The organism is Streptomyces sp. NPDC111656 (assembly GCF_055656965.1).
The window spans coordinates 450,682-477,299 of record NZ_JBVKCA010000006.1 but is presented as its reverse complement, the minus strand read 5'-3'; the positions used below and the strand labels follow the sequence as shown (position 1 = coordinate 477,299).

Genomic DNA, 26,618 nt, shown 5'->3' with positions numbered 1-26,618 from the left:
GGGTCAGGGGCCCGCGGGGTCGGCGGCCGACCGTACGGCGGCGGCCATGTGGCGGCCGACGCGGCGGACCAGCAAGGCCATCTCGTGGGCGAGCTGTCCGACGTCCGTCTGCACCTCGCTCAGGACGGCCAGCCGGCTGCCGTCGCCCGCCGGGGTGATGAAGAGGTAGGCGTCGTCGAGCATCACCATGGTCTGGCGCACCTCCCCCGCGGCGAAGCGTTCTCCGGCCGAGCGGGCCAGGCTGTGGAAGCCGGAGCAGACGGCGGCGAGGTGCTCGATGTCCCGTCGGCGCATGCCGTCCGAGCAGCTCAGCGGGAGGCCGTCGGCGGTGAGGAGCACGGCCTGGCGGACGTGGTCGGTCCTGGCCACGAGGTCGTCGAGCAGCCAGCCGAGGTCCGTGCCGGACGGTTCGGGGCTGCTGCCCTGGGGCTCGGAGGCCCGGTCGGAGTGCTCGGGGGTCTGGTCACGGAGCATCGTCGGCGTCCGTCCCTTCCTCGGTGTCGGTTCGCCGCCCGGATCCGGGCCCGGTGGGCAGGCCCTTGCGGCCACGGTCGAGGCCGCGCTGGAAGGCGCCGAAGACCGCGCGGACCTCCTCGGCGGTGACCTCGCGCTCCGGCGGCTCGTCGGCGGCCGGGCCCTCGGTGCGCAGTTCGGGGGCGAGGGAGGTCTGCCGGACGCGGGTGGGCAGCGCGGGCGGGCTCGTGGCGGGAGCGCTCTTCGGCACACGGTCCGCGTGCCGCTCAGGTGCCTCCCGCTGTTTCTCGAGGACCGCGGTGCCCTTCCGGGAGGTCTCCTCGGAGGTCCGGGAGGAGCGCGACGGCAGTGCCCGCGGGTCCGTGTCCGCCGCCGGCTCCGGCCGCTCGGGGTCGACCGGTGCGAGGACCGCCTCGGGCAGCAGCACCACCGCCGTCGTACCGCCGTACGGCGACCGGCACAGCGTGACCTCGATGCCGTGCCGTGCGGCGAGCCGCCCCACCACGTACAGCCCGAGCCGGTCGTGCCGGGTCGGGTCGAAGTCGTCCGGCGTGGTGAGGGTGCGGTGGGCCTCCTCGATCTGTTCGGGTTCGAGACCGAGGCCCCGGTCGTCGATCTCCAGGACGAACCCGCCCCTGGCGCGGCCGGTGCGCAGGGTGACCTGGGTCTGGGGCGGTGAGAACACGGTGGCGTTCTCGACGAGTTCGGCGATCAGATGGACGACGTCGGCGACGGCGTCCGCCGCCACGCCCACCTCCGGCATCGGCGGGACCACGACGCGCGCGTACTCCTCGATCTCGCTCACCGCGGACGTCACCACGCGGGCGACCGGTACGGGCCTGCGCCACCTGCGGCCGGGCGCCGCGCCGGAGAGGATGATCAGGCTCTCCGCGTGGCGCCGCATCCGGGTGGTGAGGTGATCGATCCGGAACAGGTCGTCCAGGACGTCCGGGTCGTCGGTGCGCCGCTCCAGCGTGTCGACCAGTTTGAGCTGGCGGTGGACGAGCGCCTGGTTGCGGCGGGCGATGTTGAGGAGCACCGCGAACAGCCCGCGGCGCAGGGTGGCCTGCTTGACGGCGGCCTCGACGGCCGCGAGGCGGGCGGTGTTGAAGGACCGGCCGACCTGGCCGATCTCGTCGGCTCCCGCCTCCCCGTCGGCCAGGGGCGGTGCCTCGGTGGCGGCGTCCACGTCCTCACCCGCGCCGAGCCGCCGCATCACGTCGGGCAGTTGGCGGGTGGTGAGGAGGTCGGCGGCGTCCCGGAGGGTCTCCAGGCGGCGCGAGATGCGCCGGGCGCCGCGCACGGCGAACCACAGGGACAGTCCCACGGCGGCGAGTCCGAGGACACCGACGATCGCCGCCTTGGCCAGCTCCCGATAGGCGAAGGCCCGTCCGCGTTCGGCGGAGTTGACGGCCGACCGCGTGCAGAGCTGCATGTACCGCTTGACGGCCCGGTCGGTGGTGGTGCGCCAGGAGCCGGCCGCGACGGCCTCCCCCGCACCCCGTGCGCCCGCCCGCAGCAGGGCGTCCTCACCCCGGGTCAACTCCCCGTGCAGGGAGCCGCGCTGGAACTCCTCGAAGAGGGCGCGCGAGTCGGCGGGGAGGTCGGGCACATACGTCCGCTCGAAGACCCGGCGGTCCTCGATCGTCGCGGTGAGCGTGTCGTACTGGCGGTCGGTGAGCGATCCGGCGGCCCGCGCCCCGGCGACGAGGGCGTCCTCCCGCGAGACGAACTCCCTCACCCGCACCAGCTCGATGACGACCTGGGCCTCGCGAGCCAGCTGTCCGGCCTGCAGCGCGGTGAGGGCGGACTGGACGTCGAAGCCCGGCTCCACGAGGGCGCCGTACTCGGTGACCGCCCGGTCCCAGCTGATGGCGCGGGACAGCACCCGCTCCCGCAGCCCCTCCAGCCCGTCGAAGGAGCGCAGCACGGCGTCGAGCACCTGCCGCTGCCTGCCGGAGAGCCTGTCGCGGTCGCCGTCCCGGATCTCCGTCCGCATGGCGGTCACGGCGCGGTCGGTGCGGCGCTGCTGCTCCATCAGGTCGAGGGCCGCCGCCGTGCCGTGGTCCGCGCCCAGGTAGGCGGCCGCGAGCCGCCGTTCGATCTGGATCTGGCCGACCGCCGTGTCGACGGGCGTCCCGAAGTCGCCGTACACCCCCTGGACCCGGACGAGCGCGCGCAGTTCGCCGGTGACGGACACCATGGCGAAGCTCCACAGCACCATGAGGGCGACCACCGGCGCGAGCGCGAGCGCCACGATGCGCGTACGGACCGTGGTGGGACGGCCGAAGGACCAGCGCATGGACTCCCCAGGACGACAGGACGGTCGGGTGGCCGGGCGACGGTTGGTTACCCATCGGTGTTACTCGCTGGTAGCGGGCGCGGATCAACCTACGTGATGGCGCGCCCGCACCGCAATGGTTTCCTGGACCGCCGCTCGGTTCAGACGGCGAAGGTGGTGACGACCGCGGCGTGGTCCGAGGGCCAGTCGTTGCCGGCGACCTCGGGCCAGGGGCGCGGCGTGCCGGTGACGAGCGCCCGGGAGTCGAGCACCGTCAGCCCCCGGTGCAGCACGAAGTCGATGCGGTCCTGCGGCTCGGGCCGCCCGCTGCCGTCCTCGTGCTCCACGTGGACCGGCGACCAGGTGTGTCCGGGCTCCCGTACGGGGTCGGGGTGGGCCTCGCGGTAGGAGTCGCGCAGGCCGGCCTCCTCGGCGGCCCTGGTCACGGGCCAATCGACGTCCGGCCAGTCCAGGTGCGAGGGCGCGTTGAAGTCACCGACCAGGACCACGGGGACCGCCTCGGCGGCGGACTCGCTGATCCGTCGCAGGATCTCCCGCATCTGCTCCAGCCGGACGCCCTCGTGGGCGATCAGCTCGGCCGCCGGGAGCCCGTCGAAGCGGGCCTCGTAGGGGCCGTACGGCGTGTAGTCGAGGTGGGCGCTCCAGACGTCCACCTCCTGGCCGCCGTCCAGCCGGACGCGCACTCCGGTGCCGCCGTAGAAGCCGACGTCCGGGTCGCCGTGGCGGGCGGTGATCGGGTAGCGGCTGATGACGCCGAGGTTCTCGCCGGCCCGGTGGTGGTGCCAGCCGAGGGCCTCGGCGAGTTCCTGTGCCGAGGTGCCGTACGTCTCCTGGAGGCCGACCACGTCCGCGCCCGTCTCGGCGATGACCTTGAGCTGCTTCGCGCGGTGGTCGTCGATCTTCGTCCCGCCGTACCAGAGGTTCCAGCTCATCACCCGCAGCTCGCGGGGCGCGACCATGGCGCGCAGCCGGGCCGGGGTCACCTCCTCCAGGCTGGTCAGGACGGTGCGTCCGGGTACGGAGTCGATCGGCGCGAGCGAGGGCACGGCGAGAACGGCACACCCCGCGGCCTCGGCGGACGCCACACCCGTCTCGGTGTCCTCCACGGCCACACACGCGGCGGGATCGACGCCGAGGGCGCGGCAGGCGGCGAGGTAGGGGTCGGGGGCGGGCTTGGTGCGTTCGGTGTCGTCGGCCGTGACGGAGACGGCGAAGTGTTCGGCGCCGAGGGCCGCGAGGACGGTGTCGGCGACCGCGCGCGGCGACGCGGTCACGAGGGCGGTGGGGACACCCTCGCGGACCAGTTCGCCGAGGAGCCGCAGCGCACCTGGGCGGGGCACGATGTCGGTGCGGACCCGGTGCGCGAACTCCCGGTGCAGCTCGGTGGCGATCTCCCCCACCTCGGCGCCGGTGATCCCGCCCAGCCAGGCGGCGGTGTGCTCGACGGGCCGGCCGAGCACCTCCGGCTGGTCGGCCTCCGTCAGCCGGCGCCCGAGCCCGTCGGCCACCTGCTCCACCGCCTCCCACCACAGCCGCTCGGTGTCCACGAGCGTGCCGTCCATGTCGAACAGGACGGCCTGGAGGGGGAGGTGGGGGGAGGTGGTGCGGAGGGTCACGGTGCTCTCTTTCACTCGGCGTAACTCAGTGGGGGGATGCGTCGGTTACTGCGTGCGCTCGGCGACCAGCACCGGCCGCTCCGGCAGGCTCACCGTCACGGCGGCGCCCGAGCCGAGCCCGGCGGCCTCGTGGGTGGGCAGGTCGGCCTTGACCTCGGTGGTGTCCGGGAGCCGGACGGTGACGCGGGTGGCGGCGCCGAGGAAGGCGGTGGCGACGACACGGGCGGTTCCGGTCTCGTCGGCCCGTACCCGCACCGCCTCGGGCCGTACGAGCACGTCGATCTCGGTCGCGGCGGGCGCGTCCCCGTCGACCGGCAGCCGCTGTCCGAGCACCTCGGCCACGCCGGATTCCAGCCGCCCCGGAATCCGGCTCATCGTGCCGACGAACTCGGCGACGAAGGCGGTCGCGGGGCGCCCGTACAGCTCGGCGGGCGCGGCGCACTGTTCGAGGCGCCCCGCCCGCATCACTGCGACGCGGTCCGCCATGGACAGCGCCTCTTCCTGATCGTGCGTCACGAACAGGGTGGTGATGCCGAGTTCCTGCTGAAGCCGGCGGATCTCCTCGCGCAGGGTGAGCCGCACCTTGGCGTCCAGGGCGGAGAGAGGCTCGTCGAGCAGCAGCACGCGCGGACGCAGGGCGAGCGCGCGGGCCAGCGCGATGCGCTGCTGCTGGCCGCCGGAGAGCTGGTGCGGGAACCGCTCGCCCTTGTCGGCGAGGCCCACGAGGTCGAGCAACTCGGCCGCGCGGGAGCGCCGTTCGGCGGTACGCACCTTGCGCATCCGCAGCCCGAAGGCCACGTTGTCGAGGGCGCTGAGGTGCGGGAAGAGGCTGTAGGACTGGAAGACCATCCCCGCGTCGCGGCGGTGGGCCGGGACCCGGGTGACGTCCTCGCCGTCGACCAGCACCTCGCCGGAGTCGGGGTGTTCGAACCCGGCGAGCATGCGCAGCGCGGTGGTCTTGCCGCAGCCGGAGGGGCCGAGCAGGGCGAGGAGTTCGCCGGGCCGGACGGTCAGGTCGAGGCCGTCGAGGGCGACGGTCGGGCCGAACTCCCGCCGCAGACCACGGAATTCAACGGTGGCGGCCTTGGCGTCGGCGGCCTTCTCAAGCGTGGTGACGGTCATGGTTCATCCCCGGGAGGCGGAAGCGGAACGGGAGCGCCCACCGAGCCCGGCGAGCGAGAGGAGCAGGGCCCAGGTGACGAGCAGGCTGAGCACGGAGACGGCGACGGAGAGCTGGGCCTGCGAGCCGCCGACGCTGTAGATCCACACGGCGAAGGGCTGGAAGCCGAGCAGCTGGGCGACGGTGAACTCGCCGAGCACCAGGGCCAGCGTGAGGAAGGAGGCGTTGAGCAGCGCCCCGCGCAGATTGGGCAGCACGACCCGTACCAGCGCCTGCGGCCAGTTCGCCCCGCAGCTGCGCGCGGCCTCGACAAGGGTGCGCACGTCGACGGCGCGCAGCCCGGCGTCCAGGGCCCGGTACACGAACGGCAGCGCCATCACGACGTACGCGAGGACCAGCACTGCGGGGAAGTCGGGGTTCTGGAGGGCCACGAACGTCTCGAACAGCGGGGTGCGGGAGAGGTGTTCCGGTCCCCACTTGAGGACCGTGGCGATCCCGGCGACGAAGGCGATCGGCGGAACGACCAGCGGCAGCGAGCAGATCACCTCCACCACGGGCCGCAGCTTCGGGGCGCCGAGCCGCAGCGCGACCATCGCGGGCACCATCAGCAGCAGGACCACGGCGATGGTGGCGGCGGCCAGTTCCAGCGAGAGCAGCAGGCTGGAGCCGAAGCCGTCGGCGGAGACGATCTGGCGGTACGCGTCGAAGGTGATCCCCTGGTTCGGCACGTCGACCGTGAAGACCACGGACGCGGCGAGCGGGACCAGGAAGTAGAGCCCGGCGCAGACGAGGACGACCCCGCGCCAGGGACGTACGCGTACGGACTTGTTCGCCCCGCGGGCGGGCTTCAGGACCCGAGCGGGATTGTTCAGGCTTCCAGCCATCGCGCGCTCCGTCGTTGCAGGGGCAGGTACACGGCCATGACCAGGCCCGCGATGAGGACCATGTCGAGGCTGAGGGCGAGCGCCACGTTCTCCTGGCCGACCAGGACGTTGCCGGAGATGGCGTCGGCGATCTGCAGGGTGACCAGCGGGACCGCACTGCCCACCATGGCCGCCGCGGTGGCGTACGCGGCGAAGGCGCTGCCGAAGAGCAGCACGAGGCCGCCGAGCAGGGAGGGCGTGAGGACGGGGAGGGCGATGTGCCGCCAGTACTGGATTCCGGTGGCGCCGTTGTTCTGTGCGGCCTCGCGCCACTGGGAGCGCAGGCCGTCCAGGGCGGGCGTGATGGTGAGGACCATCAGCGGGATCAGGAAGTACAGGTAGACGATGACCAGGCCCCAGAAGCTGTAGAGGTTCCAGCCCTTGTCCTTCAGGCCCAGGTGCTCGGTCAGGACACCCGCGTTGCCGAGGGTGGCGACGAACGCGAAGGCCAGCGGGACGCCGCCGAAGTTGGCGAGGACGCCGGACGCGGTGAGGACCGCCTCACGCAGGGCGCGGAAGCGGGAGGTCACCACGGCCTGGGCGAGCGGCAGTCCGAGGACGGTCGCGATGCCCGCGGATACCGCGGACAGCTTGACGCTGCCGATCAGGGCGGTGAAGTAGGCGCCCTGGAGCGAGTCGGTCAGGTTGGCCGTGGTGTACGAGGTGGCGCCGGTCGTCTGGTCCTTGACGGTGAAGGCGCCGTTCAGCATGGCCAGGGCGGGGATGCCGAAGGCGATCGCGACGAAGACGAGCAGCGGCAGCACGGCGAGCCAGCCGGGGGCGCGGCGCCGCCGCCGCTGGGAAGCGGCAGCGGCGGGCGTCACGTCGGCCTCGGCCTCGGTGAGGACGGTGGTCATCCGGAGACGGCCTTGCCCCAGCCCTGCGCGAGGACCGTCTTGACCTTGGCCTGCTGGGCCTCGGTCGGGAAGCTCGGCGTGCCGGAGACCGCGGGGAGCTTGGCGGCGGCGGTCTTGTCGAGGGTGCCGGCCGTCTGCATGGCGGTCATCAGGGACGGGCGGGCGTAGCCCTTGAGCCAGAGGTTCTGGCCCTCGACGCTGTAGAGGTACTCCTGCCACAGGCGGGCGGCCGCCGGGTGCGGGGCGCCCTTGTTGATGGCCTGGGAGTAGTACTGGGAGAACTTGCCGTCCGAGGGGACCGTGACCGTCCAGTCGACGCCCTTGGACTTGAACTCGTCGGCGTAACCGGCGTTCAGGTAGTCCCAGTCGATGCTGATCGGGGTCTCGCCCTTCTCGACGGTGGCCGGGGTCGACTCGACGGGCGTGTAGTTGCCGTTCTTCTTCAGCTTGGCGAAGAAGTCCAGGCCGGGCTGGATGTCGTCGAACGATCCACCATTGGCGAGCGAGGCCGCGTAGACACCGCCGAAGGCCGAACCGGACTTGGTGGGGTTGCCGTTGAGGGCGACCTGGCCCTTGTACTCCGGCTTGAGCAGGTCCTTGAAGGTCTTCGGGCACTCCTTGACCTTCTTGGCGTCGCAGCCGATGGAGATGTAGCCGCCGTAGTCGTTGAACCAGCGGCCCTGCGCGTCCTTCTGCCCCTCGGGGATGTCGGCGAAGGAGGTCACCTTGTACGGCGCGAGCAGCCCCTGCTGGGCGGCGCTGAGCGCGAACGAGCTGCCCAGGTCGAGGACGTCCGGGGCACGGTCCTGCCCCTTCCTCGACGTCACGGCGTTGATCTCGTCCTGGCTGGAGCCGTCCGGGTTCTCCACCTCGATCTTGATGCCGTACTTCTTCTTGAAGCCGTCGATCAGGGCGCCGTAGTTGGCCCAGTCACGGGGCAGCGCGATCGCGTGCAGCGTGCCCTCCTTCTTGGCGGCCTTGACCAGGGCGTCGAGGCCGCCGAGGTCCGCGGCGGAGGTCGCGGTGGCCGCGCTCTTGCCGTCGGCGGTGGTCGACTTGTCGTCGGGGGCCGCGCCACAGGCGCTGAGGGCGAGGGCGGCGGCGACGGCGAGGCCGCCGGTGAGGACGGCGGTCCTCGGCAGGAACACGGTCACGGTCTCTCCAGTAGTACGCGCGAGGGTTCGGGTAGTGCGGAGAACTTGTCTGAACAAGTTGGCCTCAGTAGGCCCGCTGCTGGTGTCTTGTTCGTAAACACTGGCGAAACGCTGGGCCCCGATTCCCTGCACAATCCCGGGGCGCACAGATCACCGTCCGATCTCGATTAGGCTGGTCACGCTGTGCACAGCAGTCGAATCAGAGGGGAAGCATGCCGGCGCGACACGAGGAGATCGCCGACGAGCTGCGGCGGGCGATCGACCGCGAGGAGTACACGGTGGGCAGTCTGCTGCCCGCGGAGACGGAGCTCGCGGCCCAGTACGGCGTGGCACGCGGCACGGTCCGCCAGGCCGTCGCGGCCCTGACCGCCGAGGGCCTCATCGGCTCCCGCCAGGGCGCCCGCCGGGTGGTCCTCGCCAGCCGCCGCAGCCAGAGCTTCGCCGAACTGCGCAGCTTCGCCCAGTGGGCCCGCGCGATGGGCCGGGAGGCGACGGGACACGTCGTCGAGCAGGAGCGCCGCCCGGCGACCACGGAGGACGCCGTACGCCTCCAACTCCCCGAGAAGACGCCGGTGTTGCACGTCCTGCGGGTCCGCGGCCTGGACGGCGAGCCGGTCCTCCTGGAGCGGACCGTGTACGCGGACTGGATCTCCCCCGCCGTCGAGGCCATCGAGCCCGACTGCCCCTCGGTCACCCAGCGGCTCTACGAGGACACCGGCCTGGTCTTCGCCTACGGCGAGCACGTCATCGACGCGGTGGCGGCGGGCGCCCAGGACGCCGACCTCCTCGGCGTCCGCCGTACCAGTCCCCTCCTGAGGGTCCGCCGCGTCACCACCACCCGCGAAGGCCGCCCGGTGGAATGGTCCGACGACCGCTACCGCTCGGACGCGGTCAGCTTCAGCGTCCACAACTCGATCGGCAACAACGCGCTGGCCCGCAAAACAGCGGAGTGAGCTGGAGCGCCCCGAAAGGGGCGCGGGGAACTGCGCGACCAGCCACAGCCAGCCCGCACCCGAACACCGCACCCCAGCGGAGCGCCTACGTGGGCGACCCCGACGAAAACCGCCGCAGCAACGGAGACAACACCAGCACCGACTTCGTACGCTCCACGAACGGCTCGCCCGCAATCCGCTCCAACACCCGCTCGAAATGCCGCATGTCAGAAGCGAACACCTGCACCACCGCATCCGCCTCACCGGTGACGGTGGACGCGGCCACCACTTCCTGATACCGCTCCAGCCCCCGCTGGATGGTCTCCGGCGAGGTGTTCCGGCGGCAGTAGATCTCGACGAACCCCTCCGTCTCCCACCCCAGCGCCGCCGGATCCACCCGCACGGTGAACCCGGTGATGGCCCCCGTGGCCCGCAGCCGGTCCACCCGGCGCTTCACGGCGGGCGCGGACAGGCCGACCAGTTGGCCGATGTCGGCGTAGGAGCGGCGGGCGTCCTCGGCGAGGGCGTGCACGATGCGTTCGTCGAGATCGTTCAGCACTGCGGGTGTTTCACTTTTCTGATGGCGCGAGACGGGAGCGGCGGTAGCCGTAACTGAAGTAGAACACGAGCCCGGCGGCCATCCAGACTCCGAAGACCACCCAGGTGACGGCCGAAAGGCTGCCCATCATCCACACGCACAGGGCGAGACCGATCGCGGGCAGCACCGGCGACAACGGCACCCGGAAGGTGCGCCGCATCTCCGGGCGCGTCCGGCGCAGCACCACGACGGCCACATTGACCAGCGCGAAGGCGAAGAGGGTGCCGATGCTGGTGGCGTCGGCGAGCTGACCGAGCGGGATCGCGGCGGCGAGGACACCGCAGAACAGCGAGACGATCACGGTGTTGGCGCGGGGCGCGCCGGTCTTCGGGTGGACGCGCGAGAACACCTTGGGCACGAGCCCGTCGCGGGACATGGCGAACAGGATGCGGGTCTGGCCGTACAGCACGGTCAGGACGACGCTGGCGATGGCGATGACGGCACCGGCGGCGAGCAGCGTGCCCCAGAAGGTCTGCCCGGTGACGTTCTTCATGATCTCGGCGAGCGCGGCCTCCGAGTCGTTGAACTTCCGCCAGGGCTTGGCGCCGACGGCGACGGCCGCGACGACGACGTACAGCGCCGTCACGATGACCAGCGAGAGCATGATCGCGCGCGGCAGGTCGCGCTGCGGGTTCTTGGCCTCCTCACCCGCGGTGGAGGCGGCGTCGAAGCCGATGTACGAGAAGAACAGCGTGGCACCGGCGGCGCTGACGCCCGCCATGCCGAGCGGCATGAAGTGCTCGTAGTTGCCGGACTTGAAGCCCTGGATACCGATCGCGCAGAACAGCAGCAGCGCGACGATCTTCACGGCCACCATGATCGTGTTGGCGCGTGCGGACTCCTTGGCGCCGCCGAGCAGGAAGGCCATGGCGAGCAGGACGACGATCAGGGCGGGCAGGTTGAAGATGCCGCCGTCGCCGGGAGGCGCGGAGAGCGCGTTCGGGATGGTGACGCCGATCGTGCCGTCGAGCAGTTCGTTGAGGTACTCGCCCCAGCCGACCGCGACGGCGGCCACCGACACGCCGTACTCCAGGACCAGACACCAGCCGCAGATCCAGGCGATCAACTCACCCATCGTTGCGTACGCATACGAGTACGAGGAGCCGGCGACCGGGATGGTGCCGGCCAGCTCGGCGTACGAGAGGGCCGAGAAGAGCGCCGTGAGGCCGGCGATCACGAAGGAGAGGGTGACCGCGGGTCCGGCCTTGGGGACGGCCTCACCGAGGACCACGAAGATGCCGGTGCCGAGGGTGGCACCGATGCTGATCATGGTGAGCTGCCACAGCCCGAGGGAGCGCCTGAGCGAGCCTCCCTCACCCTGGCCGCCCTCGGCCACCAGGCGTTCCACGGGCTTGCGGCGCATGAGGCGCGCGCCGACACCCGGGGACGGTGCGGCGGACTCTGTGCGGGACTGCGGGGGTGCGCCTTGATCGAGCACGCGGTGGCTCCTTCATCGCTGCCGGTCGATACGGCGGGAACCGGCGGCACCCCTGGCAGCAGGGACCCACCGAGCGGGGTCCCCGCCACGCCATGTACAGCGCTTGACCCTATGAGTCCGGGCTTCACGGGCGTAATGCGGCAACCTTGCGCATCTCCGCAAGATCGTTGCGTTCATCGCACCTCGGCGCGTGTTCGTTGCGCGGGGCCTTTCGATGGTTGCGCACGCCCCCGCACGGCGATCCTCGGCAGGTACGCCGACGGCCCCCGTGGGCGCACCACGGGGGCCGTACGACGGTGGAAGGGGTCAGCCCCAGCTGGCGTGCAGGGGCTTGCCCTCCGCGTAGCCGGCCGCGCTCTGGATGCCGACGATCGCCTTCTCGGTGAACTCCTCCAGGGAGCCGGCGCCCGCGTAGGTGCAGGAGGAACGGACACCCGCGATGATCGAGTCGATCAGGTCCTCGACGCCCGGGCGGCCCGGGTCGAGGAACATCCGCGAGGTGGAGATGCCCTCCTCGAAGAGGGCCTTGCGGGCGCGGTCGTACGCCGACTCCTCGCTCGTACGGTTGCGGACCGCGCGTGCCGACGCCATGCCGAACGACTCCTTGTACAGGCGCCCGTCGGCGTCCTGCTGGAGGTCGCCCGGGGACTCGTACGTCCCCGCGAACCAGGAACCGACCATCACGTTGGACGCGCCCGCGGCCAGCGCCATGGCCACGTCGCGCGGGTGGCGGACACCGCCGTCGGCCCACACGTGCTTGCCGTACTTCTTCGCCTCGGCGGCGCACTCGAGGACGGCCGAGAACTGCGGCCGGCCGACGCCGGTCATCATGCGGGTGGTGCACATGGCGCCGGGGCCGACGCCGACCTTGATGATGTCCGCGCCCGCGTCGATGAGGTCCTTGACGCCCTCGGCGGCGACGATGTTGCCCGCGACGATCGGGACCTGCGGGTCGAGCGCGCGCACGGTCCTGACCGCGCTCATCATCGACTCCTGGTGGCCGTGCGCGGTGTCGATGACGAGCGTGTCGACGCCCGCGTCGAGGAGCTGCTTGGCCTTGCCCGCGACATCGCCGTTGATGCCCACGGCGGCCGCGATGCGCAGCTTGCCGTCGGCGTCGGTGGCCGGGGTGTAGAGCGTGGCGCGCAGGGCGCCCTTGCGGGTGAGGATGCCGGCGAGCTTGCCCTCGGCGTCCACGGCGGGGGCGTAGCGGCGGTTGGCGCCGTCCAGCGTGTTGAACGCCTCGCGCGGCTCGATGTCGGCGTCGAGGAGCAACAGGTCCCGGGACATGACCTCGGCCAGCTGCGTGAACCGGTCCACGCCGGTGAGGTCGGCGTCGGTGACCACGCCGATCGGACGGCCGTCCTCGTCGACGACGACGCCCGCGTTGTGGGCACGCTTGGGCAGCAGCGCCAGCGCGTCGGCGACGGTCTGGTGGGGGGCCAGGACGATGGGGGTGTCGAGCACCAGGTGGCGTCCCTTGACCCAGGAGACGACCTCGGTGACGACCTCGATCGGAATGTCCTGCGGGATGACCACGAGACCGCCCCGGCGGGCGACGGTCTCGGCCATCCGGCGGCCCGCGATCGCGGTCATGTTGGCGACGACCAGGGGGATCGTGGTGCCCGTGCCGTCCGGGGCACTGAGGTCCACGCCCTGCCGGGAGCCGACCGCGGAGCGGCTGGGGACCATGAAGACGTCGTCGTACGTCAGGTCGTACGGGGGCTGGATGTCGTTGAGGAAACGCACGTGCTGCACATCCCAGTCGATCAGAGGTGGCCCCCGGACAGGTCAGCCAGGGGGAAGAGCACGTACTTCATTGTCCCATGGCGACCTGTATGTGATGCCCGGACAGATCATCCAGGCTGGTCAGGGGGCAGTTGGTCGGATCCTCCAAGGGAGAGGACGACCGACAGCGTGGCGTCGTGCTCCTGGTAGTGCCCGGCGGCCGATTCCAGCACCTCCTGGGCGATCTCCCACTCGTCGGGGCGGGCCTTGGCGTAGTGCCGCCAGCCGCTCACCAGGATGACGCGGCCCGGGCTGGCGGGCCCCCAGTCGGGGTCGCCCAGGCAGTCCGCGAGGGCGTCCCAGTTCCGGCCGAACCATTCGGGCAGGTCGAGGGCACGGACGCAGCGTTCCATGAAGGCCGCCTTGTCCGAGACTCCGGTGAGGTCGAGGACGCTGACCTGCCATCCGACCGCGCGCGCCGCGCGGAACACCTCCGCCAACGGGCCGTCCGTCATCTCAGCACCGCCCTGAACGACTTGTAGTGATCACCGGTGTAGTAGATCTCACCGCCCTGCCCGGTGACAATGCGACGGGCTCCCCGATCGTGCGATGTCCGGACATCAAGGCCGGGGCGGAGCGGCCCCGTGTGCTGCCGCCGATCGCGCGTCATTCAAGAGCGCGCACAATCGCGAGATACACGGCTGCCGCAGCTCGTAGATACTCGGCACCCTGTCCGACAAACTCAGACCCCAGTTTGATTCCTTCGTTCACTTCGAGTATCCGCCACATCAGATCGTCGGACTCCACCAGATCGACGGCGGCCAGCCTGAGTCCGATGACCTCGCAGGCACGAAGGGCGCAGGTGATCAACCGCTCATTTTCATGGATGGACAGTAATTTCGGTGTGGCACGGAACGCGAGGTTGTGTCGCCAGTCAGCATTGCGGATCTTCTCGAAGATCAGCAGCGGTCGGCCGTCCAGGACGATCACTCGAACCTCGCGCCGGAGGTTCAGGTAGGGAGAAACAGCAGCCACTCCGTCGTAGCGCCCCAACAACAGGTGCAGCTTTTTCTGGGCGGCACGGAATGTGGCCGCTCGCTCGACGTCCCGGCCATTGCTTCCCGTCACGGGTTTCAGGACCACTTCCGAGGCGGACAGCCCGGCCAGTCTCAGCTGCTCGTGACAAAGCCGCCGAATCTCCCGTCGGCTTCTCCCTTTGGCCAGCACCAGGAAGTGCTGGACGGCGTCGATGCCGACGGCCGAAAGGACTGTGTACGTCGCCACCTTGTCCATGGCGACTCTGGCAGCGGTATTCGAATTATGCGGAAAGGAGTAGCCGATGACATAGTGTTTCGTGCCACCCTTCCGCAGTTCATGCAGCCAGCCACCCCGCAGCACTTGGTAGTCCCAACCCAGATCTTCCGCAGCGCACCTGAGGAAGTATCCAATGTCATGCAATGCCGAGCCTCCAGTTCCGGAGCGATCACGGTGGATGTTCGACAGAACCCGCTAACTGGCTTCCTTTTTCTGCGCCCAGCCCCACCAGCCGTCCTCGTCGATCACTCGGGTGAACGCCGGGTTCGTTTTCACCAGCAGGTCGAAGACGGCACGCAGATGAGGCGTGCGGCGCTCCGTCTCGCTCAGTCCGGAGATTTCCACTTCATAGTGTCTGGGACCGTATGAATGCTCCTCATAATTCCATCCGAGATCATCCATCACAAGCCATCCCCCCGGAGCGAGGAGCCTTTCCGCCAGCACTACGGCCAAGCCGTCGACCGACCATTCCTTAGCCCCGTCGAGAAAGATCAGGTCGTAGGCAGAAGCGAGGTCTCCGCCACTATTGAGGCGTCTTTCCAGTTGCACCTTCAGGAACCAGGTGTACGTGGAGAAACTTCGGTCGAGCACCACCAGATCAGTCAGGTCGGCTCTCTCCAGAGTCTCCTGCGCAGAGGGCTCTTTCCATTCCCTGCGGCATGAATCCACACTCGTGAGACATCCGGCTCCGTTGGCCCTGAGCGCGGCCGCGATGAAAACCGCGGAACCACCACGTGCTGTCCCCAGTTCCAGTACACGGGTGGGCCGCCACTGCCTGATGTGGTCGTACAACATGCGGCCGCGATGGGCCCGGATACGGGGTCCGGGCAGTTTATCGACGACAGCTCTTGCCTGCTCGAACTCCATGACTCCCCCAGACGGTCGTGGCTCATGGCTGCGAAGCCCCGGCGAACTCGGCGGACAGCAACGAACGAAGTCGCGTCCAGTGCGCCGCGCCGGAGAAGACAGCCGCAGCATGCTCGCCCGCGCGCCGACCGGCGGCCGATCGTTCATCCTCCCGCGAAGCGAATCGGCACAGCGCGTCAACCGCCTCCCGATAGCACCGGCGCGGATCGCGCGGGCCGGAAGGCTCCAGGGGGACGGTGGCACCCGCCTCACAGACGTGAATGTCAGGGGCGATACCGACCACATCGGTGGTGACCACCGGAACGCCGCACGCCATCGCCTCAGCGAGGCTCAGATTGAACGAATCGTGACGGCTGAGGTTGAGTTCCGCGTCCGAGACTTGCAGAACTTCGGTCACATCGCTGAGCAGCCCAAGCAATCGGATGTCAAGGGGTGACAGGTCCCTCGGGACACTGGGCGCGGGTCCGGCCAGAAGGAGAACCACGTTCCTCGAGTCGGCCAGGGAGGCCGCTCGGCGCGCGACACACAGGACGTCTTCCGACGCCTTCACCGGCCGCATGTTGCTGTGCATGGAAATGAGAAACGCGTCGGCAGGCAGCCCCAGTCTGCGCCGGGCAGCAGCACGGTCCACGGCCGACAGCGGGCGGTACCCACCGCCGAGGCAGGGCTTCAGCACGTCAATGGGCCGGTTGACCCCGTACTGGTCCGAGATTTCGGCGGCGAAGGATGAGGAGTAGGTGACGATACGCTCCACCCCCGGATCGCGGAGGAGACCGGTGGCAAGCTCTCTGAGCTGGGGGCCCACCTCCCAGATGTCGGAGCCGGCCGGGTTCAGCCAAAGCCTCACCGGTACACCGCTGCCACGCAGGAGAGCGGCGGCCATCAGTCCGGCCGCGCCATAGGGGAACAAATAGTGCGCCCATATGACGGGTTCATTTCCTTCGGCAGCGGACAACCGCGCTGCCCTCATCAAGGAATCCGCCAGTTCCAGCGGCAGCAGTACGGACTCGTTGGCGATGGCGGCACCGGCCCCTATGGCGCCAGACCTCACCGGGTCGTCTCGCCACGTCACCTCAACGTCCCCGCTTCCACCCCGTGCCCATGGGAAGGGTGTGACCGGCCCGACATAGGTGCATCTTCCGCCGTGCTCGGCGGCGTTCTGGAGACCGTTGCACATGATTCGGCCCGCACCGGCAAAGCCACTTGGGCCGCAAGCGATGATGTGGCTGCTCACACTCCACACCGCACAACACGCTCGATCTTCTCCGCAGAGCCGCGCATGTCGGGCTCGATCGGAAAATCAGCAGTGTCCTGGGTTGCCCGAGAAAACCATTCGACGGACTCGAGTATGCTCTGCAGAACGCTTTGCCTGGAGTATTCGGGGAGACTGAACTCAAGTATTCGGGCCTCGTCAGCACCGATCTGCTCTTCGTACCGTTTGGCAGGATGGTACGGGCCCACCACCGGGCTGTAAATTCCATGTTGGATGCGAATGATCTGCTGCATCGCCTTGCGCATGTCAGCCAGATACTCGATCGCCCGCCACAACTCCCCCCTCTGGGCGCTGCGAAATGCATACAACGCCCTTATCCAGAAGTAGCAGAAGTGTTCGTGGTACACCTTCGAGATATCGACGAACATCGACTTCGATTGTTCGACCAACGAAGTCATGTATCCATCCCGGTCCAGCACGATCCGGCTGGCAGACCTCATCGGATTGAGCTCGATTGTTTCCCTGGTGTTGACATTCATCTGACATACCGCAAGATCCGGCAGGACAGCGGTGATCGAGTGACCGAAGTGTGGGACGAAGACCGGACCGCGACGGAGTACCACATCACCGACCCAGGCGATCAGGGTGTCGGCAGCGTGGTTCACGGTAACGTCGCTGCCTGGTGCGATGAGGAAGAAGAGGTCGAGATCCGAGTGCTCATCGCGTTCATCACGTGCGTACGATCCCGCGATTGACGCGGATTCGATCCAAAGCGGCAGGTCTTCGCCGACAGTTCGCACAAGGCGATCCACCAGCCGCTCAAGAGAGTTGGACGGCATCAAGTCTCCTGGGGTGGTGCGTGGCTAGGGGAATTCCGCGACAGCCGATGCGAGGGCTCCGACATGATGAACGGCTTCGTCGCAATCATTCGGAACATGTATCAGGTGATCGCCCGCCGTCGTGTCCCGTCGTGGCACGTGCGTGATCACAGCTTTCCGATACCGCCTCTTCTCCTCGTTCAGCAGGCGCGCCAGAACAGACACCTCCAAGCGGCGCGTCTCCGCCTGGAGCACCAGGAAGCGGCCTTGGTTGTTCCGGTAGACCCGGCGACTTCTCGGGTCGCCCGGAGGATGGTCGTCCAGATCCGCGTAAAGCAACCTGATGATGTCTGACCTGCGCTCGTCCACATACGCGGTGAGAAGGCGCGAAAATGCCAGGTCATGATGTTCCTCCAGAAATGCCAGGAACACCCCGCCGAGAATGTTGATGTTCAGGCGCTGACAGATGTCCTCGCCTCGTGCAACGATGCCCGCCGCGGACGTCTCAGCCGTATCGCTCCAGGCGCGCACCAATCGCCTCATCGTTCCGCGATCCGGGACGAAGGCACTGTCCGGGCAGCGGTAACACGACCCTTCTCGCGTTGCGGCAGTAGGTTTGATGGCCACAGGCCAGCAGGCACGGGCCCGGTCATGAAGCTGCATCTTCGGCAGCCGCATCAAAGGGGGGTGCGTTCACCACCACGTACTGCGCCGTTCCTTCCATCGCATGTGTCGCCCCCTTGGGCACCAGGACGGCGTCCCCCGCGGCCGCCTGGAATTTCTCTGTGGCCACCGTGAAGGTGAGAGAGCCCTCGATGATGTAGTACGCCCGGTCACTGAGCCGGCTCACGGTCGGCGGGTGCACACCCCGCAAGGTTGCGACGGACAGACTGAAGGCCGACTTGGCCGCTCCGGTGATCAGGTTTGTGATCTCTACGTCCGCGAACCGGCGAATCACACCGTCTGAATGCGGAAAGTGGTACATGCTCATCCCTTTTTCGCCTGTTAAGTAAGCCTGCCCAGGATATCTTTGAACACCGTTTTTCGCACCCCATTCGAACAGAATGTGCGTTCGTACTCATGGGCGCGTCGGGACTCGGCCGACCGAACGATCATGGGCGATTTTCCCGTGAAACTGCTGCTAGACATCACGGTAATGACCAGATCGTCACCGTTCGTTCGTGTCCAGTGAAAGAATTCAGCCGGAATCTGGTAGCGCCTCCCCTGCTGCATCCGCTCTTCATTTCCGATCCTAACGGTGACACGCCGACCCGTAGATTGCGAAATGGAGACACCGGCGCCGTAGGACACCTCGTACAGCATGTAAGGGGCTGCCTCGTCGACCTCCACATCATATGTTTCGTTCACGAAACTGCCATGAAGAACCACGCTGTCCAGATGCCAGCCGTGTGAGTGGCAAATATCGGGCGGGTCCTGCGGACGAGAGAATTCCGGATGCCACACATGGATCGTGGTGTGGGTGCTCTTGCGGCGCGCAGCCGCAACGCCTTCCGATATGGGAATGTCTATGAATCCGAGCGGATGCCATCTGGCTACAAGGTCCTCCGCGTCAGCGCGGGCAACCAGCCTACGTGTTACCTGTGCGACTTCCTCCCAGTCGGCCTGCTCCTGGTTCATACTCGTCAGTTGCCGACGTAATCCCATGCTCCCCCACTCTCATCCCCATTGGGCCGCTTCTCCGGCCGGAGCCTCTCCCGAGCCGCCGAGAGAGCCAGGATCCCGTCTCTTGTCGGCCAGCTGTGCATGACGGTGTCTTCGTACTGGAAATAGGAGCCCCGATGCCACTTCATGAGTGCCCGGACGCCGTGAAGTATGGAGGGCTCGTATTCCCTTGACGACGCCGCTGATATTCCCAGCAGACAATAGGCGTCACCGAATCTTGTTATCGTATGCCCCATAGGCCGGTCAATCGTAGAGGCCCAGGTACCATCCGGCCGCTGGCTCTCTTTGATGAAATCGAGCGCTCCGCCGATGAAATCGAGCGCTCCGCCGATGAGATCGGCGGAATCGACCTGAGGCACCGCAGCCAATCGTGACAGCGTGAAAAGTACTATTCCGGTAATCGCCGCCCGCGAGCGATCACCTTTATGGGATCCCCATCCGCAGTCGTTGTTCTGTGTCGTCAGCAACCACTGCTGTGCGACTCGGATCGACTCCTGAATATTTTCTCGCTGATCGGGGAGCAGGGGAAGCACAGCGCCCAGGGCGATCAGACCGAAGCAGGTCGATGCGGTCCAGCTTGGTTCCCTGCCGGGTCTCCACGCCCATCCTGAACCAGGTTCCTGATGCAGGACCAGCCAGTTCGTGAGGTCAGTCATCTTGTCCCGGTAGAAACCATCACCGGTCGACTTATAACAGGCGCATATGGCCAGGAGTGCCTGCGCGGTGGCATCCGTAATCGACGGATCCCCCTTACCGACGATCGGAATCCCCCGGTCCTGGTTTCCGTGGTCGAGGACCCAGATCAGGGCACGTTGCCTCCAGAGAGCGGCGGCGTCCTCCCCCGCCTCGGCCATGGCCCAGAGCAGACCAGCGGTCGTCCACGTACAGCTCAAGGATCCCTCGTTGTCGGATGGGAGGCCGCCGTCCATGTTCTGCACCCGCTGGACCCACGCGCACGATCGTCGAACAACCGAGTCCACGTTCCGATAGTGCGGTTCCTCAGCTGCCTGAACCATTTCGTGAACCGGTTGGAGGGGGTTCCGGACCGGGCCCACGGCCTTGAGGGTGTCGACCTCCCGGCTCAGTGCCAGGTAGACCTTACGCAAGTCAAGGTGGAGTGGTTCCTTCCGATAATTCTTTTCCCACGTCCAGTGCTTGTCCCGGAGCTTGGCCACAGCGACACGGCGTTCCTGTGCAGGTTTTCCGGTCCATTCCCCAAGGGCGAACAACATCTCTGCCGCTTTACGATCATTCATCTTGAGCTGCTCGGCTACCACCCTTTCCAGGACATCAATGAACCCTCGGGCTCTCACTCCCGGAGCGGATCCCAGTCCGACCCTCTTGACCACCGCAGGAAGATCGATGAGAGGTGAATCCTCCAGCGCAGCCGCATATACCCCAGGCGAGATGAGCGCTTTCAGGGCCTCTATGTGTATATCGATGTTGTCGACAGCTGGAGTCTCTTCCATGCGGCTCTCGAGCTCCTGACGGGAGGTTACCCCACGACCCTACTCTTGTCTGCTCTTTATACCCGAAATCGTCGATGTTGGATTCCCTTCGTACTCAAAGTAGTCCGGTTCGTTCAAATTGTTCTCAAGGTGACCACCGGGGCGTTTGATGTTGCTGAGACAGAGCGCTGCATTTCCGCACGGTCGAGAAAGCTGTGACCAGCCACTACGGCATGTCTGACTCCCCATCTGCCGTCTCGAACGAGATCGGGAAGCGGTCATCGCCGGGCCCGCTCGGTCCCCGGTGAGCGCAAGTGCGCTCGGCAGGCGATCATGTCGGCGGCGCGGACACGGCCTGCCGGTCCGGCCGTCGCGGGGGCGTCGGGCACCGACTGTGCGGCAACCGGGACTAGGCGCTTTCTCCCGCAGTTCGACGAACCTTCCCGGCAATTCCCAGCCATTGCCTGGCACGTTGATTCCCGGGAGGCGCCTCCTTTCCAACTCCTCATGGAAGGGAACCCGAGAACATGCTCGCCAAGATCGCTGTACGTGCCCGTGCCCTACGCGGCCGCATCGGTCGGATGTCGACCCGTTTCGACATCGGCTGGATTGCCGGGGTCGCCATCAGGGCCCTGTGCGTCATGGCTCGCGTCGAGGCCGGGGACGGACTGGTGGACGCCGTGGTGGTGCTGCTCCTGCCGAATGTCCAGGACGGACTCACCATGCTCGTCCGTTACTTGGTCCGTGCCGGAAAGTCTCCGCGAGCCCGCGTGAAGAGGCCCCGCACCAATGCCCGCCGCCTCCGTCGCCGCAGGCACCCGTCTCAGGGTGATCGGAAGCGGTAGCCGGGCACGGCACAGCGGAGTTCGCATGCCCTGGCGGTCGGGAGGTGCCTGACGGTCAGGGGGTGCCGCACGTAGGTTCCGGCTTGGTCCCGGTGGCATCGGACAGCGGTCCGATGCCACCAACGGCCGTGATGAGAAAGGGCGCCCGGCCGGTGGGCTGCTCCAGCGGAGCCTGTTCGTTCTCCCGGAACCAGGCAATGGTCTGCTTCAAGCCGTCGATGACAGAGAATCGCGGTGCCCAGTCGAGTCGCCGCTGGGCGAGTGTGATGTCCGGGCAGCGAACGTCGGGATCGTCCGTGGGACGATCCACGAAGACTATGGGCGAGCTGGATCCCGTGAGGTCTCTGACCAGCTCGGCGATCTGCAGGACGGTCAGTTCCTCGGGGTTGCCCAGATTGACGGGGCCGGCGAGGTCCGAATGGAGCATCCGGACGACGCCCTCGACAAGGTCGTGCACATAGCAGAGCGAGCGGGACTGGGTGCCGGAGCCCGTAACAGTGATGGGCTTCCCGGCGAGCGCCTGGGTGATGAAGGTGGGTATCGCCCTGCCGTCGTCCTTACGCATCCGTGGTCCGAAGGTGTTGAAGATCCGGACGATGGCAGTGTCGACGCCCTGGCTCCTGTGACAGGCCATGGTCAGTGCTTCCGAGAAGCGCTTCGACTCGTCGTACACGCTGCGCGGGCCAACCGGATTGACATTGCCCCAGTAGGTCTCCGGCTGCGGATGCACCTGTGGGTTCCCGTATGTCTCGCTGGTCGATGCCAGCACGAATCGGGCCCCTTTGCGCCGAGCCAGATCCAGTGCGTGGAAGGTGCCTGAAGAACCGGCCTTCATGGTGGCCAACGGCATTCTCAGGTAGTCCGTCGGGGACGCGGGCGAAGCGAGATGCAGCACTGCGTCAACCGGGCCCGGCACATCGCAGCCGTCCGCGACGTCGGCCACTTTGACGGTCAGTCGCCCTGAAGCCGCGGACGACTTCAGGTTCTCCTTCCGGCCGGAGCTGAAGTCGTCCAGGCATACGACCTCCGTGCCGGCGCCCAAGAAATGGTCGCAGAGGTGGGACCCGAGAAACCCGGCTCCGCCTGTTATGACAATGCGTGTGAATTTCACCTGTGTAGTCCTCGGATCGCACGCCCGGATCAATACGAAGATCAAGAACAAGGCCATCGCCCTGGACCTGGAACGCAAGGAGTCACTCATCCGCCTTGTCCCGCGGGGACTGGCAGTCGTCGCGCACACCACCCACGGACCGGTCCGCCCGGCCGAGAGGGGCGGCGGCGAGAACTGGCTCCGCCGGCAGCTCGCCACGCTCCTCAGCATGCACGAGTGGTTCTCAGAACAGCGCAGTCCGGTACCCCGCTTCCTCATTCGCGACCAGCCGTCCCAGGTCTACTTCCCCGAGGGCGCCCCGTCGGCACCACATTGGCCGGACCCGACAGAACCGCCCTGCTCGAGAGCGATCTGAATGATCTCCAGTCGGATCTGGTCCCGTGCGGCGTCGTGGAGGGGAGGTCGCGCAGGCCGGTGGAGCGGGCGGCGCGAACGCGGTCCTCGGCTCAGACGCGCTGCCGGTGGCGCGGCTCCGGTTCGGCGATCGGGACGTCCTTGGTGTTGGTGGCGAAGCGGGTCAGGCGTATCCCGTCGGCGTCGGTGTAGCGGAGTTGGGCACCGGGATGCGGGCCCTCCATGCACACGATCAGCCGCGCCCCCATCGGCCACTCCTTCAGACGGTCACCGGCGGGTTCGGCCACCCGGGCGCCGTCGTTCTTGGGCAACTGGCCAGGGCCGGCCGGGCCGGCCTCGATGTGGTCGGCGCCCGTGACGGAGTCGGCGTTGCCGGGTCGCGACAGGCCCACGACCGGCTCCCCAGAACCGCCGGCTCCGTGGTCGACGAACCCCGTCAGCGGGTCGTGCTCAAACGTTTCCTTGCAGGTCGCTGCCGCATCCTGCTTCTCGGACTGCGCGATCACGAGGACGCCATCGAGGTCCACGGTCACCTGCCCGCCCGCGTCGGGTGCCCGCCGGCCGGCCAACTGCCGGACATGCGCGCGGGCCTGCCGAAGTGCGGCCGACACGCGCTTCCCGCCGCCAGCGAGCACGCCGATCAGCCGGGACAACGTCGGGTCGGAGGCGACCCCGACAGGCCCGGGGTATCCGGCCTGGCGGCCGCGTCCGCTTGCCCCTCGGGGTCCCGGCCGTACCGCTCGGGCCAGTGCTGCCGCGCGCCCCCGGGGCCCGAGCAGGCCCCGCAAGGCCCGCCGTCGCCTCGGGGACGGCGCACTCGCCGCGTTGCCGGGCCCGGCTCACCGTCCCGGAAGGCACGCCGCGCTTACGCCAAGGCGCGTCGACCGGGACCGGCGCGGCACGTGAGGGCGGTCCCGCCCCGCCGGAGGGCGCACCGCGTCATCCCAGGCGCGTCACGGACCGTCCGGGTCCGCCCGGTTCAGGGCGGGGCGGGGAGTCGCGCCCGCTGTCATCAGGTAGTCCGCGGCGGACGTGTCCGTCACCAGGCTGGTGACGAGCCCGGACCGCAGCACCGCGTCGATGGCCGCGGCCTTGCGCTGTCCGCCCGCGATCGCCACGACCTCGGGGATGCGCCGCAGCCGGTCGGCCTCGACGGTGATGCACCGCTCGCCCAGGTCACGGCCGACCCGCCGCCCCTCGGCGTCGAAGAGGTGCGCGGACATCTCGGCGGCGACACCGAGGGTGGCGTAGTGGGCGCGCTCCTCCTCGGTGAGCATGTCGTGCACCGTCGAGATGCCGGGCTCCCAGGAGCCGATCGACACGCAGGCGACCGTGACCTTGTCGAAGTACTCGAAGGCACGGGCGATCCCGGTCTGGCTGCGCAGCGCGGCCGCGGTGGCCGCGTCGGGCAGCAGCATCGGCGCGTAGATGGGGTGGGCGTCGCCGCCCGACACCTGCGCGGCGCGGCGTACCGCCTCCACCGACCCGCGCTCCGCGGTCCCGGCGTCGTACACGCCCGTCAGCTGCACCACCGTGCACGGCGGGAGCCGGTCGAGCGCCGCCGCCATGTGGATGGTGGAGCGGCCCCAGGCCAGGCCCAGCACATCGCCCTCGTTGACCAGCTCACCGAGCAGGTCGGCGGCGACTTCACCGAGGTTCTCGGGGTCCGGCGACTCCTCGGCATCCGCCGGGGACTCGACCACGACGGCGTGCCGCAGGCCGTAGCGGGCGCGCAGCGCGTCGGAGCGCTCCGCGTCCAGCTCGGCGGGCACCCGGATCTCGATCCGCACGAGATCCCGTTCGAGCGCGGTCTCCAGGACCCGGGCCACCTTGAAGCGGCTGACGCCGAACTCCTCGGCGATCTGGATCTTGGATTTGCCCTCGAGGTAGAAGCGGCGGGCCATGGCCGCCGCCTGCACCAGCTCAGCGGGTCCCATCCGCATGGCTGACCGGCCCGCCGACATACCCGACACGGCGATCTCCTCACTGCTGTTCACACTCTGGATTCGCCGTTCATCCTCGCAGATCCGGCGTACTTGATCAGCCCTGATGGGCGCCGTTCACGTTCCCTTTGGTCAGTGGTCGCACGCCCACGCCGCATGGGCCGTCGCGCCCTGAGCCTGGGTGCGCAATGCACGTACCGCCTGGGCCGGATCCGCGGCCCCGTACACGGCCGAACCGGCGACGAAGACGTCCGCGCCCGCCTCCGCGCACCGTTCGATGGTGGACGCCGACACACCGCCGTCGACCTGAAGCCAGAGCTCGAGGCCGTGCTTGCTGATCAACTCTCGGGTGCGGCGGATCTTCGGCAACATGATGTCCAGGAACGCCTGGCCGCCGAAACCGGGCTCGACCGTCATGATCAGCAGCATGTCGAGCTCGGGAAGCAGGTCCTCGTACGGCTCGATGGGGGTCGCGGGCTTGAGCGCCATGGAGGCGCGGGCGCCCTTGGCCCGGATCTCGCGGGCGAGCCGCACCGGCGCGGCGGCCGCCTCGACGTGGAAGGTGACGGAACCGGCACCCGCTTCCACGTACTGGGGTGCCCACCGATCGGGGTCCGCGATCATCAGATGGCAGTCCAGCGGCGTGTCCGTCGCACGGGCCAGGGACTCTACGACCGGCACACCGAGCGTGAGGTTCGGAACGAAATGGTTGTCCATGACGTCGACATGGAGCCAGTCCGCGCCCTCCACCGCCTGTGCCTCCTCGGCAAGACGGGCGAAGTCCGCGGACAGAATGCTGGGGTTGATCTGCACGGCCATGCCCCAAGCCTGCCATGCCCCGGGCCGGTTGCTCTCCTCGGTCCGGTTCCTGGACCGTACCTGAGACATACCGGTGCCCTGCCTGCGCCATACATGCGCCATACATGCGTGCCCGAGCCGCACCGGGGCGGCACCCGGACCGTAGCGCGGGTGTCGCGCCCCGCACGGTCCGTGTGCCGCCGGGTTCTTCAGCTGCGGGCGAAGGCCAGCAGGTCGGCGTCGAAGACGTCCTTGAACGGGGCGACCATCGACAGGCCGTGCGGGGCACCGGGATACACCTTCAGCGTGGCGTCCTTGACGATTTTCGAGGACTTCTCCGCGGCCGCGACGATGGGCACGATCTGGTCGTCGTCGCCGTGCGCGATCAGGGTGGGGACGTCGAACCGCTTCAGGTCCTCGGTGAGGTCGGTCTCGGAGAACGCCTTGACGCAGTCGTACGAGCCCTTGATCCCCACCTGCAGGGACCACAGCCAGAACGCGTCCCGCGTGCCCTGGGACACCTGCGAACCGGGCCGGTTGGCACCGTAGAAGGGCGCACTGAGGTCCTTGTAGAACTGCGAGCGGTCGGTCGCGACGCCCTTGCGGATCTCGTCGAAGACCTCCAACGGCAGCCCCTCGGGGTTCGCTTCCGTCTTGAGCATCAGCGGCGGGATCGCGCCGAGGAGGACGGCCTTGGCGACCCGTCCGGTGCCGTGGCGGCCGATGTAGCGCGTCACCTCGCCACCACCGGTGGAGTGGCCGACCAGGATCACGTCGCGCAGATCGAGGGCCTCGATCAACTGCGCCAGGTCGTCCGCGTACGTGTCCAGGTCGTTTCCGTCCCACGGTTGACCCGAGCGTCCGTGGCCGCGGCGGTCGTGCGCGATCGCGCGGAAGCCATTTTCGGCCATCATGCGGACCTGGGGATCCCAGGCGTCGGCGTTCAGCGGCCAGCCATGGCTGAACACGACCGGCTGCCCCGTACCCCAGTCCTTGTAATAGATTTCCGTGTCATCCTTCGTGGAAATGAAAGGCATGGCATATTTCTTTCGATCGAGTTACGTGCGGGATCCCTGATCGGC

At 68.4% G+C, this 26,618-nt stretch carries 26 protein-coding genes and 2 pseudogenes; 3 read left to right on the top strand and 25 right to left on the bottom strand.

Translation table 11 applies throughout. From position 1 onward, the window contains the following. Nucleotides 1–3 precede the first annotated feature (3 nt). From ACZ7M3_RS21175 to ACZ7M3_RS21145, 7 genes are all read right to left on the bottom strand, one after another. On the bottom strand, nt 4–474 hold the full coding sequence (locus ACZ7M3_RS21175; protein ID WP_472065098.1) for a roadblock/LC7 domain-containing protein: 471 nt from the start codon (nt 472–474) through the stop codon (nt 4–6). Next, nucleotides 464–2,776, bottom strand: coding sequence for a sensor histidine kinase (locus tag ACZ7M3_RS21170; RefSeq protein ID WP_472065096.1), 2,313 nt, complete (start codon nt 2,774–2,776; stop codon nt 464–466). Before ACZ7M3_RS21170 ends, ACZ7M3_RS21175 begins: the two co-directional genes overlap by 11 nt. Before the next feature lie 140 nt (nt 2,777–2,916). Beyond that, entirely contained in the window at nt 2,917–4,392 is a 1,476-nt protein-coding gene (locus tag ACZ7M3_RS21165) for an HAD-IA family hydrolase (protein ID WP_472065094.1), read from the bottom strand. Between the two features lie 45 nt (nt 4,393–4,437). Further along, nucleotides 4,438–5,514: an ABC transporter ATP-binding protein gene (locus tag ACZ7M3_RS21160; protein ID WP_472065092.1), complete on the bottom strand. Its 1,077-nt coding sequence runs from the start codon at nt 5,512–5,514 to the stop codon at nt 4,438–4,440. Between the two features lie 3 nt (nt 5,515–5,517). After that, nucleotides 5,518–6,396, bottom strand: a complete 879-nt coding sequence (locus ACZ7M3_RS21155; RefSeq protein WP_472065090.1) for an ABC transporter permease — start codon at nt 6,394–6,396, stop codon at nt 5,518–5,520. Then, nucleotides 6,381–7,292 (bottom strand): ABC transporter permease, encoded by a 912-nt coding sequence (locus tag ACZ7M3_RS21150; RefSeq protein WP_351310612.1) that lies wholly within the window; start codon nt 7,290–7,292, stop codon nt 6,381–6,383. Before ACZ7M3_RS21150 ends, ACZ7M3_RS21155 begins: the two co-directional genes overlap by 16 nt. Then, nucleotides 7,289–8,446 carry an ABC transporter substrate-binding protein gene (locus tag ACZ7M3_RS21145; RefSeq protein WP_472065088.1) on the bottom strand — a complete coding sequence of 386 codons (1,158 nt, stop codon included), beginning with the start codon at nt 8,444–8,446 and terminating at the stop codon, nt 7,289–7,291. The genes ACZ7M3_RS21150 and ACZ7M3_RS21145 overlap by 4 nt, the downstream gene beginning before the upstream one ends. 212 nt (nt 8,447–8,658) lie before the next feature. Here ACZ7M3_RS21145 and ACZ7M3_RS21140 point away from each other — a divergent pair, with 212 nt between their 5' ends. Further along, complete coding sequence (locus ACZ7M3_RS21140; protein WP_472065086.1) at nt 8,659–9,399, top strand: GntR family transcriptional regulator; 741 nt, start codon at nt 8,659–8,661, stop codon at nt 9,397–9,399. An 85-nt stretch (nt 9,400–9,484) separates the two neighbouring features. Here ACZ7M3_RS21140 and ACZ7M3_RS21135 read toward each other — a convergent pair whose 3' ends face one another. The 13 genes and pseudogenes from ACZ7M3_RS21135 to ACZ7M3_RS21075 all read right to left on the bottom strand — a co-directional run bounded on the left by ACZ7M3_RS21135 (nt 9,485) and on the right by ACZ7M3_RS21075 (nt 20,506). Continuing rightward, complete coding sequence (locus tag ACZ7M3_RS21135) at nt 9,485–9,937, bottom strand: Lrp/AsnC family transcriptional regulator (protein ID WP_015661832.1); 453 nt, start codon at nt 9,935–9,937, stop codon at nt 9,485–9,487. A 10-nt stretch (nt 9,938–9,947) separates the two neighbouring features. Beyond that, nucleotides 9,948–11,414, bottom strand: coding sequence for an amino acid permease (locus ACZ7M3_RS21130; protein ID WP_472065084.1), 1,467 nt, complete (start codon nt 11,412–11,414; stop codon nt 9,948–9,950). 306 nt (nt 11,415–11,720) lie between these two features. After that, the gene (locus tag ACZ7M3_RS21125; RefSeq protein WP_472065243.1) at nt 11,721–13,163 is read right to left on the bottom strand and encodes a GuaB1 family IMP dehydrogenase-related protein; all 1,443 of its coding nucleotides are present in this window, start codon (nt 13,161–13,163) and stop codon (nt 11,721–11,723) included. Nucleotides 13,164–13,270: 107 nt separating this feature from the next. Next, the gene (locus ACZ7M3_RS21120; protein WP_351310605.1) at nt 13,271–13,657 is read right to left on the bottom strand and encodes a barstar family protein; all 387 of its coding nucleotides are present in this window, start codon (nt 13,655–13,657) and stop codon (nt 13,271–13,273) included. Continuing rightward, nucleotides 13,654–13,752 (bottom strand): annotated as a pseudogene (locus ACZ7M3_RS21115) (ribonuclease domain-containing protein); the annotation flags it as partial. The gene ACZ7M3_RS21120 and the pseudogene ACZ7M3_RS21115, both read right to left, overlap by 4 nt. 56 nt (nt 13,753–13,808) lie before the next feature. Further along, on the bottom strand, nt 13,809–14,600 hold the full coding sequence (locus ACZ7M3_RS21110; protein WP_472065082.1) for an ATP-grasp domain-containing protein: 792 nt from the start codon (nt 14,598–14,600) through the stop codon (nt 13,809–13,811). Nucleotides 14,601–14,651: 51 nt separating this feature from the next. Then, nucleotides 14,652–15,323 (bottom strand): O-methyltransferase, encoded by a 672-nt coding sequence (locus ACZ7M3_RS21105; RefSeq protein WP_472065080.1) that lies wholly within the window; start codon nt 15,321–15,323, stop codon nt 14,652–14,654. Between the two features lie 22 nt (nt 15,324–15,345). Next, on the bottom strand, nt 15,346–16,395 hold the full coding sequence (locus ACZ7M3_RS21100) for a glycosyltransferase (RefSeq protein WP_472065078.1): 1,050 nt from the start codon (nt 16,393–16,395) through the stop codon (nt 15,346–15,348). 158 nt (nt 16,396–16,553) lie between these two features. Continuing rightward, the gene (locus tag ACZ7M3_RS21095) at nt 16,554–17,375 is read right to left on the bottom strand and encodes an aminoglycoside 6-adenylyltransferase (RefSeq protein WP_472065076.1); all 822 of its coding nucleotides are present in this window, start codon (nt 17,373–17,375) and stop codon (nt 16,554–16,556) included. Between the two features lie 24 nt (nt 17,376–17,399). Then, on the bottom strand, nt 17,400–17,885 hold the full coding sequence (locus tag ACZ7M3_RS21090) for a hypothetical protein (protein ID WP_472065074.1): 486 nt from the start codon (nt 17,883–17,885) through the stop codon (nt 17,400–17,402). Nucleotides 17,886–18,003: 118 nt separating this feature from the next. Further along, nucleotides 18,004–18,345, bottom strand: a complete 342-nt coding sequence (locus ACZ7M3_RS21085) for a cupin domain-containing protein (RefSeq protein WP_351310593.1) — start codon at nt 18,343–18,345, stop codon at nt 18,004–18,006. A gap of 14 nt (nt 18,346–18,359) precedes the next feature. Continuing rightward, nucleotides 18,360–18,992 carry a hypothetical protein gene (locus ACZ7M3_RS21080; RefSeq protein WP_472065072.1) on the bottom strand — a complete coding sequence of 211 codons (633 nt, stop codon included), beginning with the start codon at nt 18,990–18,992 and terminating at the stop codon, nt 18,360–18,362. Nucleotides 18,993–18,997: 5 nt separating this feature from the next. After that, nucleotides 18,998–20,506 (bottom strand): prenyltransferase/squalene oxidase repeat-containing protein, encoded by a 1,509-nt coding sequence (locus tag ACZ7M3_RS21075; protein WP_472065070.1) that lies wholly within the window; start codon nt 20,504–20,506, stop codon nt 18,998–19,000. A 506-nt stretch (nt 20,507–21,012) separates the two neighbouring features. Here ACZ7M3_RS21075 and ACZ7M3_RS21070 point away from each other — a divergent pair. Next, on the top strand, nt 21,013–21,330 hold the full coding sequence (locus ACZ7M3_RS21070) for a hypothetical protein (protein ID WP_472065068.1): 318 nt from the start codon (nt 21,013–21,015) through the stop codon (nt 21,328–21,330). A gap of 55 nt (nt 21,331–21,385) precedes the next feature. Here the strand turns inward: ACZ7M3_RS21070 and ACZ7M3_RS21065 are convergent, their stop codons facing one another. Further along, complete coding sequence (locus tag ACZ7M3_RS21065) at nt 21,386–22,441, bottom strand: UDP-glucuronic acid decarboxylase family protein (protein WP_472065066.1); 1,056 nt, start codon at nt 22,439–22,441, stop codon at nt 21,386–21,388. Here ACZ7M3_RS21065 and ACZ7M3_RS21060 point away from each other — a divergent pair. Continuing rightward, nucleotides 22,419–22,796, top strand: coding sequence for a DUF3732 domain-containing protein (locus ACZ7M3_RS21060; protein ID WP_472065064.1), 378 nt, complete (start codon nt 22,419–22,421; stop codon nt 22,794–22,796). The genes ACZ7M3_RS21065 and ACZ7M3_RS21060 overlap by 23 nt on opposite strands. On the opposite strand, the pseudogene ACZ7M3_RS21055 reads toward ACZ7M3_RS21060, so the two are convergent. The 4 genes and pseudogenes from ACZ7M3_RS21055 to ACZ7M3_RS21040 form a co-directional block, all read right to left on the bottom strand. Further along, nucleotides 22,781–23,466 (bottom strand): annotated as a pseudogene (locus tag ACZ7M3_RS21055) (transposase family protein); the annotation flags it as partial. The gene ACZ7M3_RS21060 and the pseudogene ACZ7M3_RS21055 sit on opposite strands and share 16 nt — an antisense overlap. 282 nt (nt 23,467–23,748) lie before the next feature. Then, nucleotides 23,749–24,792 (bottom strand): sugar-binding transcriptional regulator, encoded by a 1,044-nt coding sequence (locus ACZ7M3_RS21050; protein WP_075027530.1) that lies wholly within the window; start codon nt 24,790–24,792, stop codon nt 23,749–23,751. Between the two features lie 78 nt (nt 24,793–24,870). Next, nucleotides 24,871–25,557 (bottom strand): ribulose-phosphate 3-epimerase, encoded by a 687-nt coding sequence (rpe, locus tag ACZ7M3_RS21045; protein ID WP_067366072.1) that lies wholly within the window; start codon nt 25,555–25,557, stop codon nt 24,871–24,873. 188 nt (nt 25,558–25,745) lie between these two features. Continuing rightward, the gene (locus tag ACZ7M3_RS21040) at nt 25,746–26,573 is read right to left on the bottom strand and encodes an alpha/beta fold hydrolase (protein ID WP_452970654.1); all 828 of its coding nucleotides are present in this window, start codon (nt 26,571–26,573) and stop codon (nt 25,746–25,748) included. Nucleotides 26,574–26,618 lie beyond the last annotated feature (45 nt).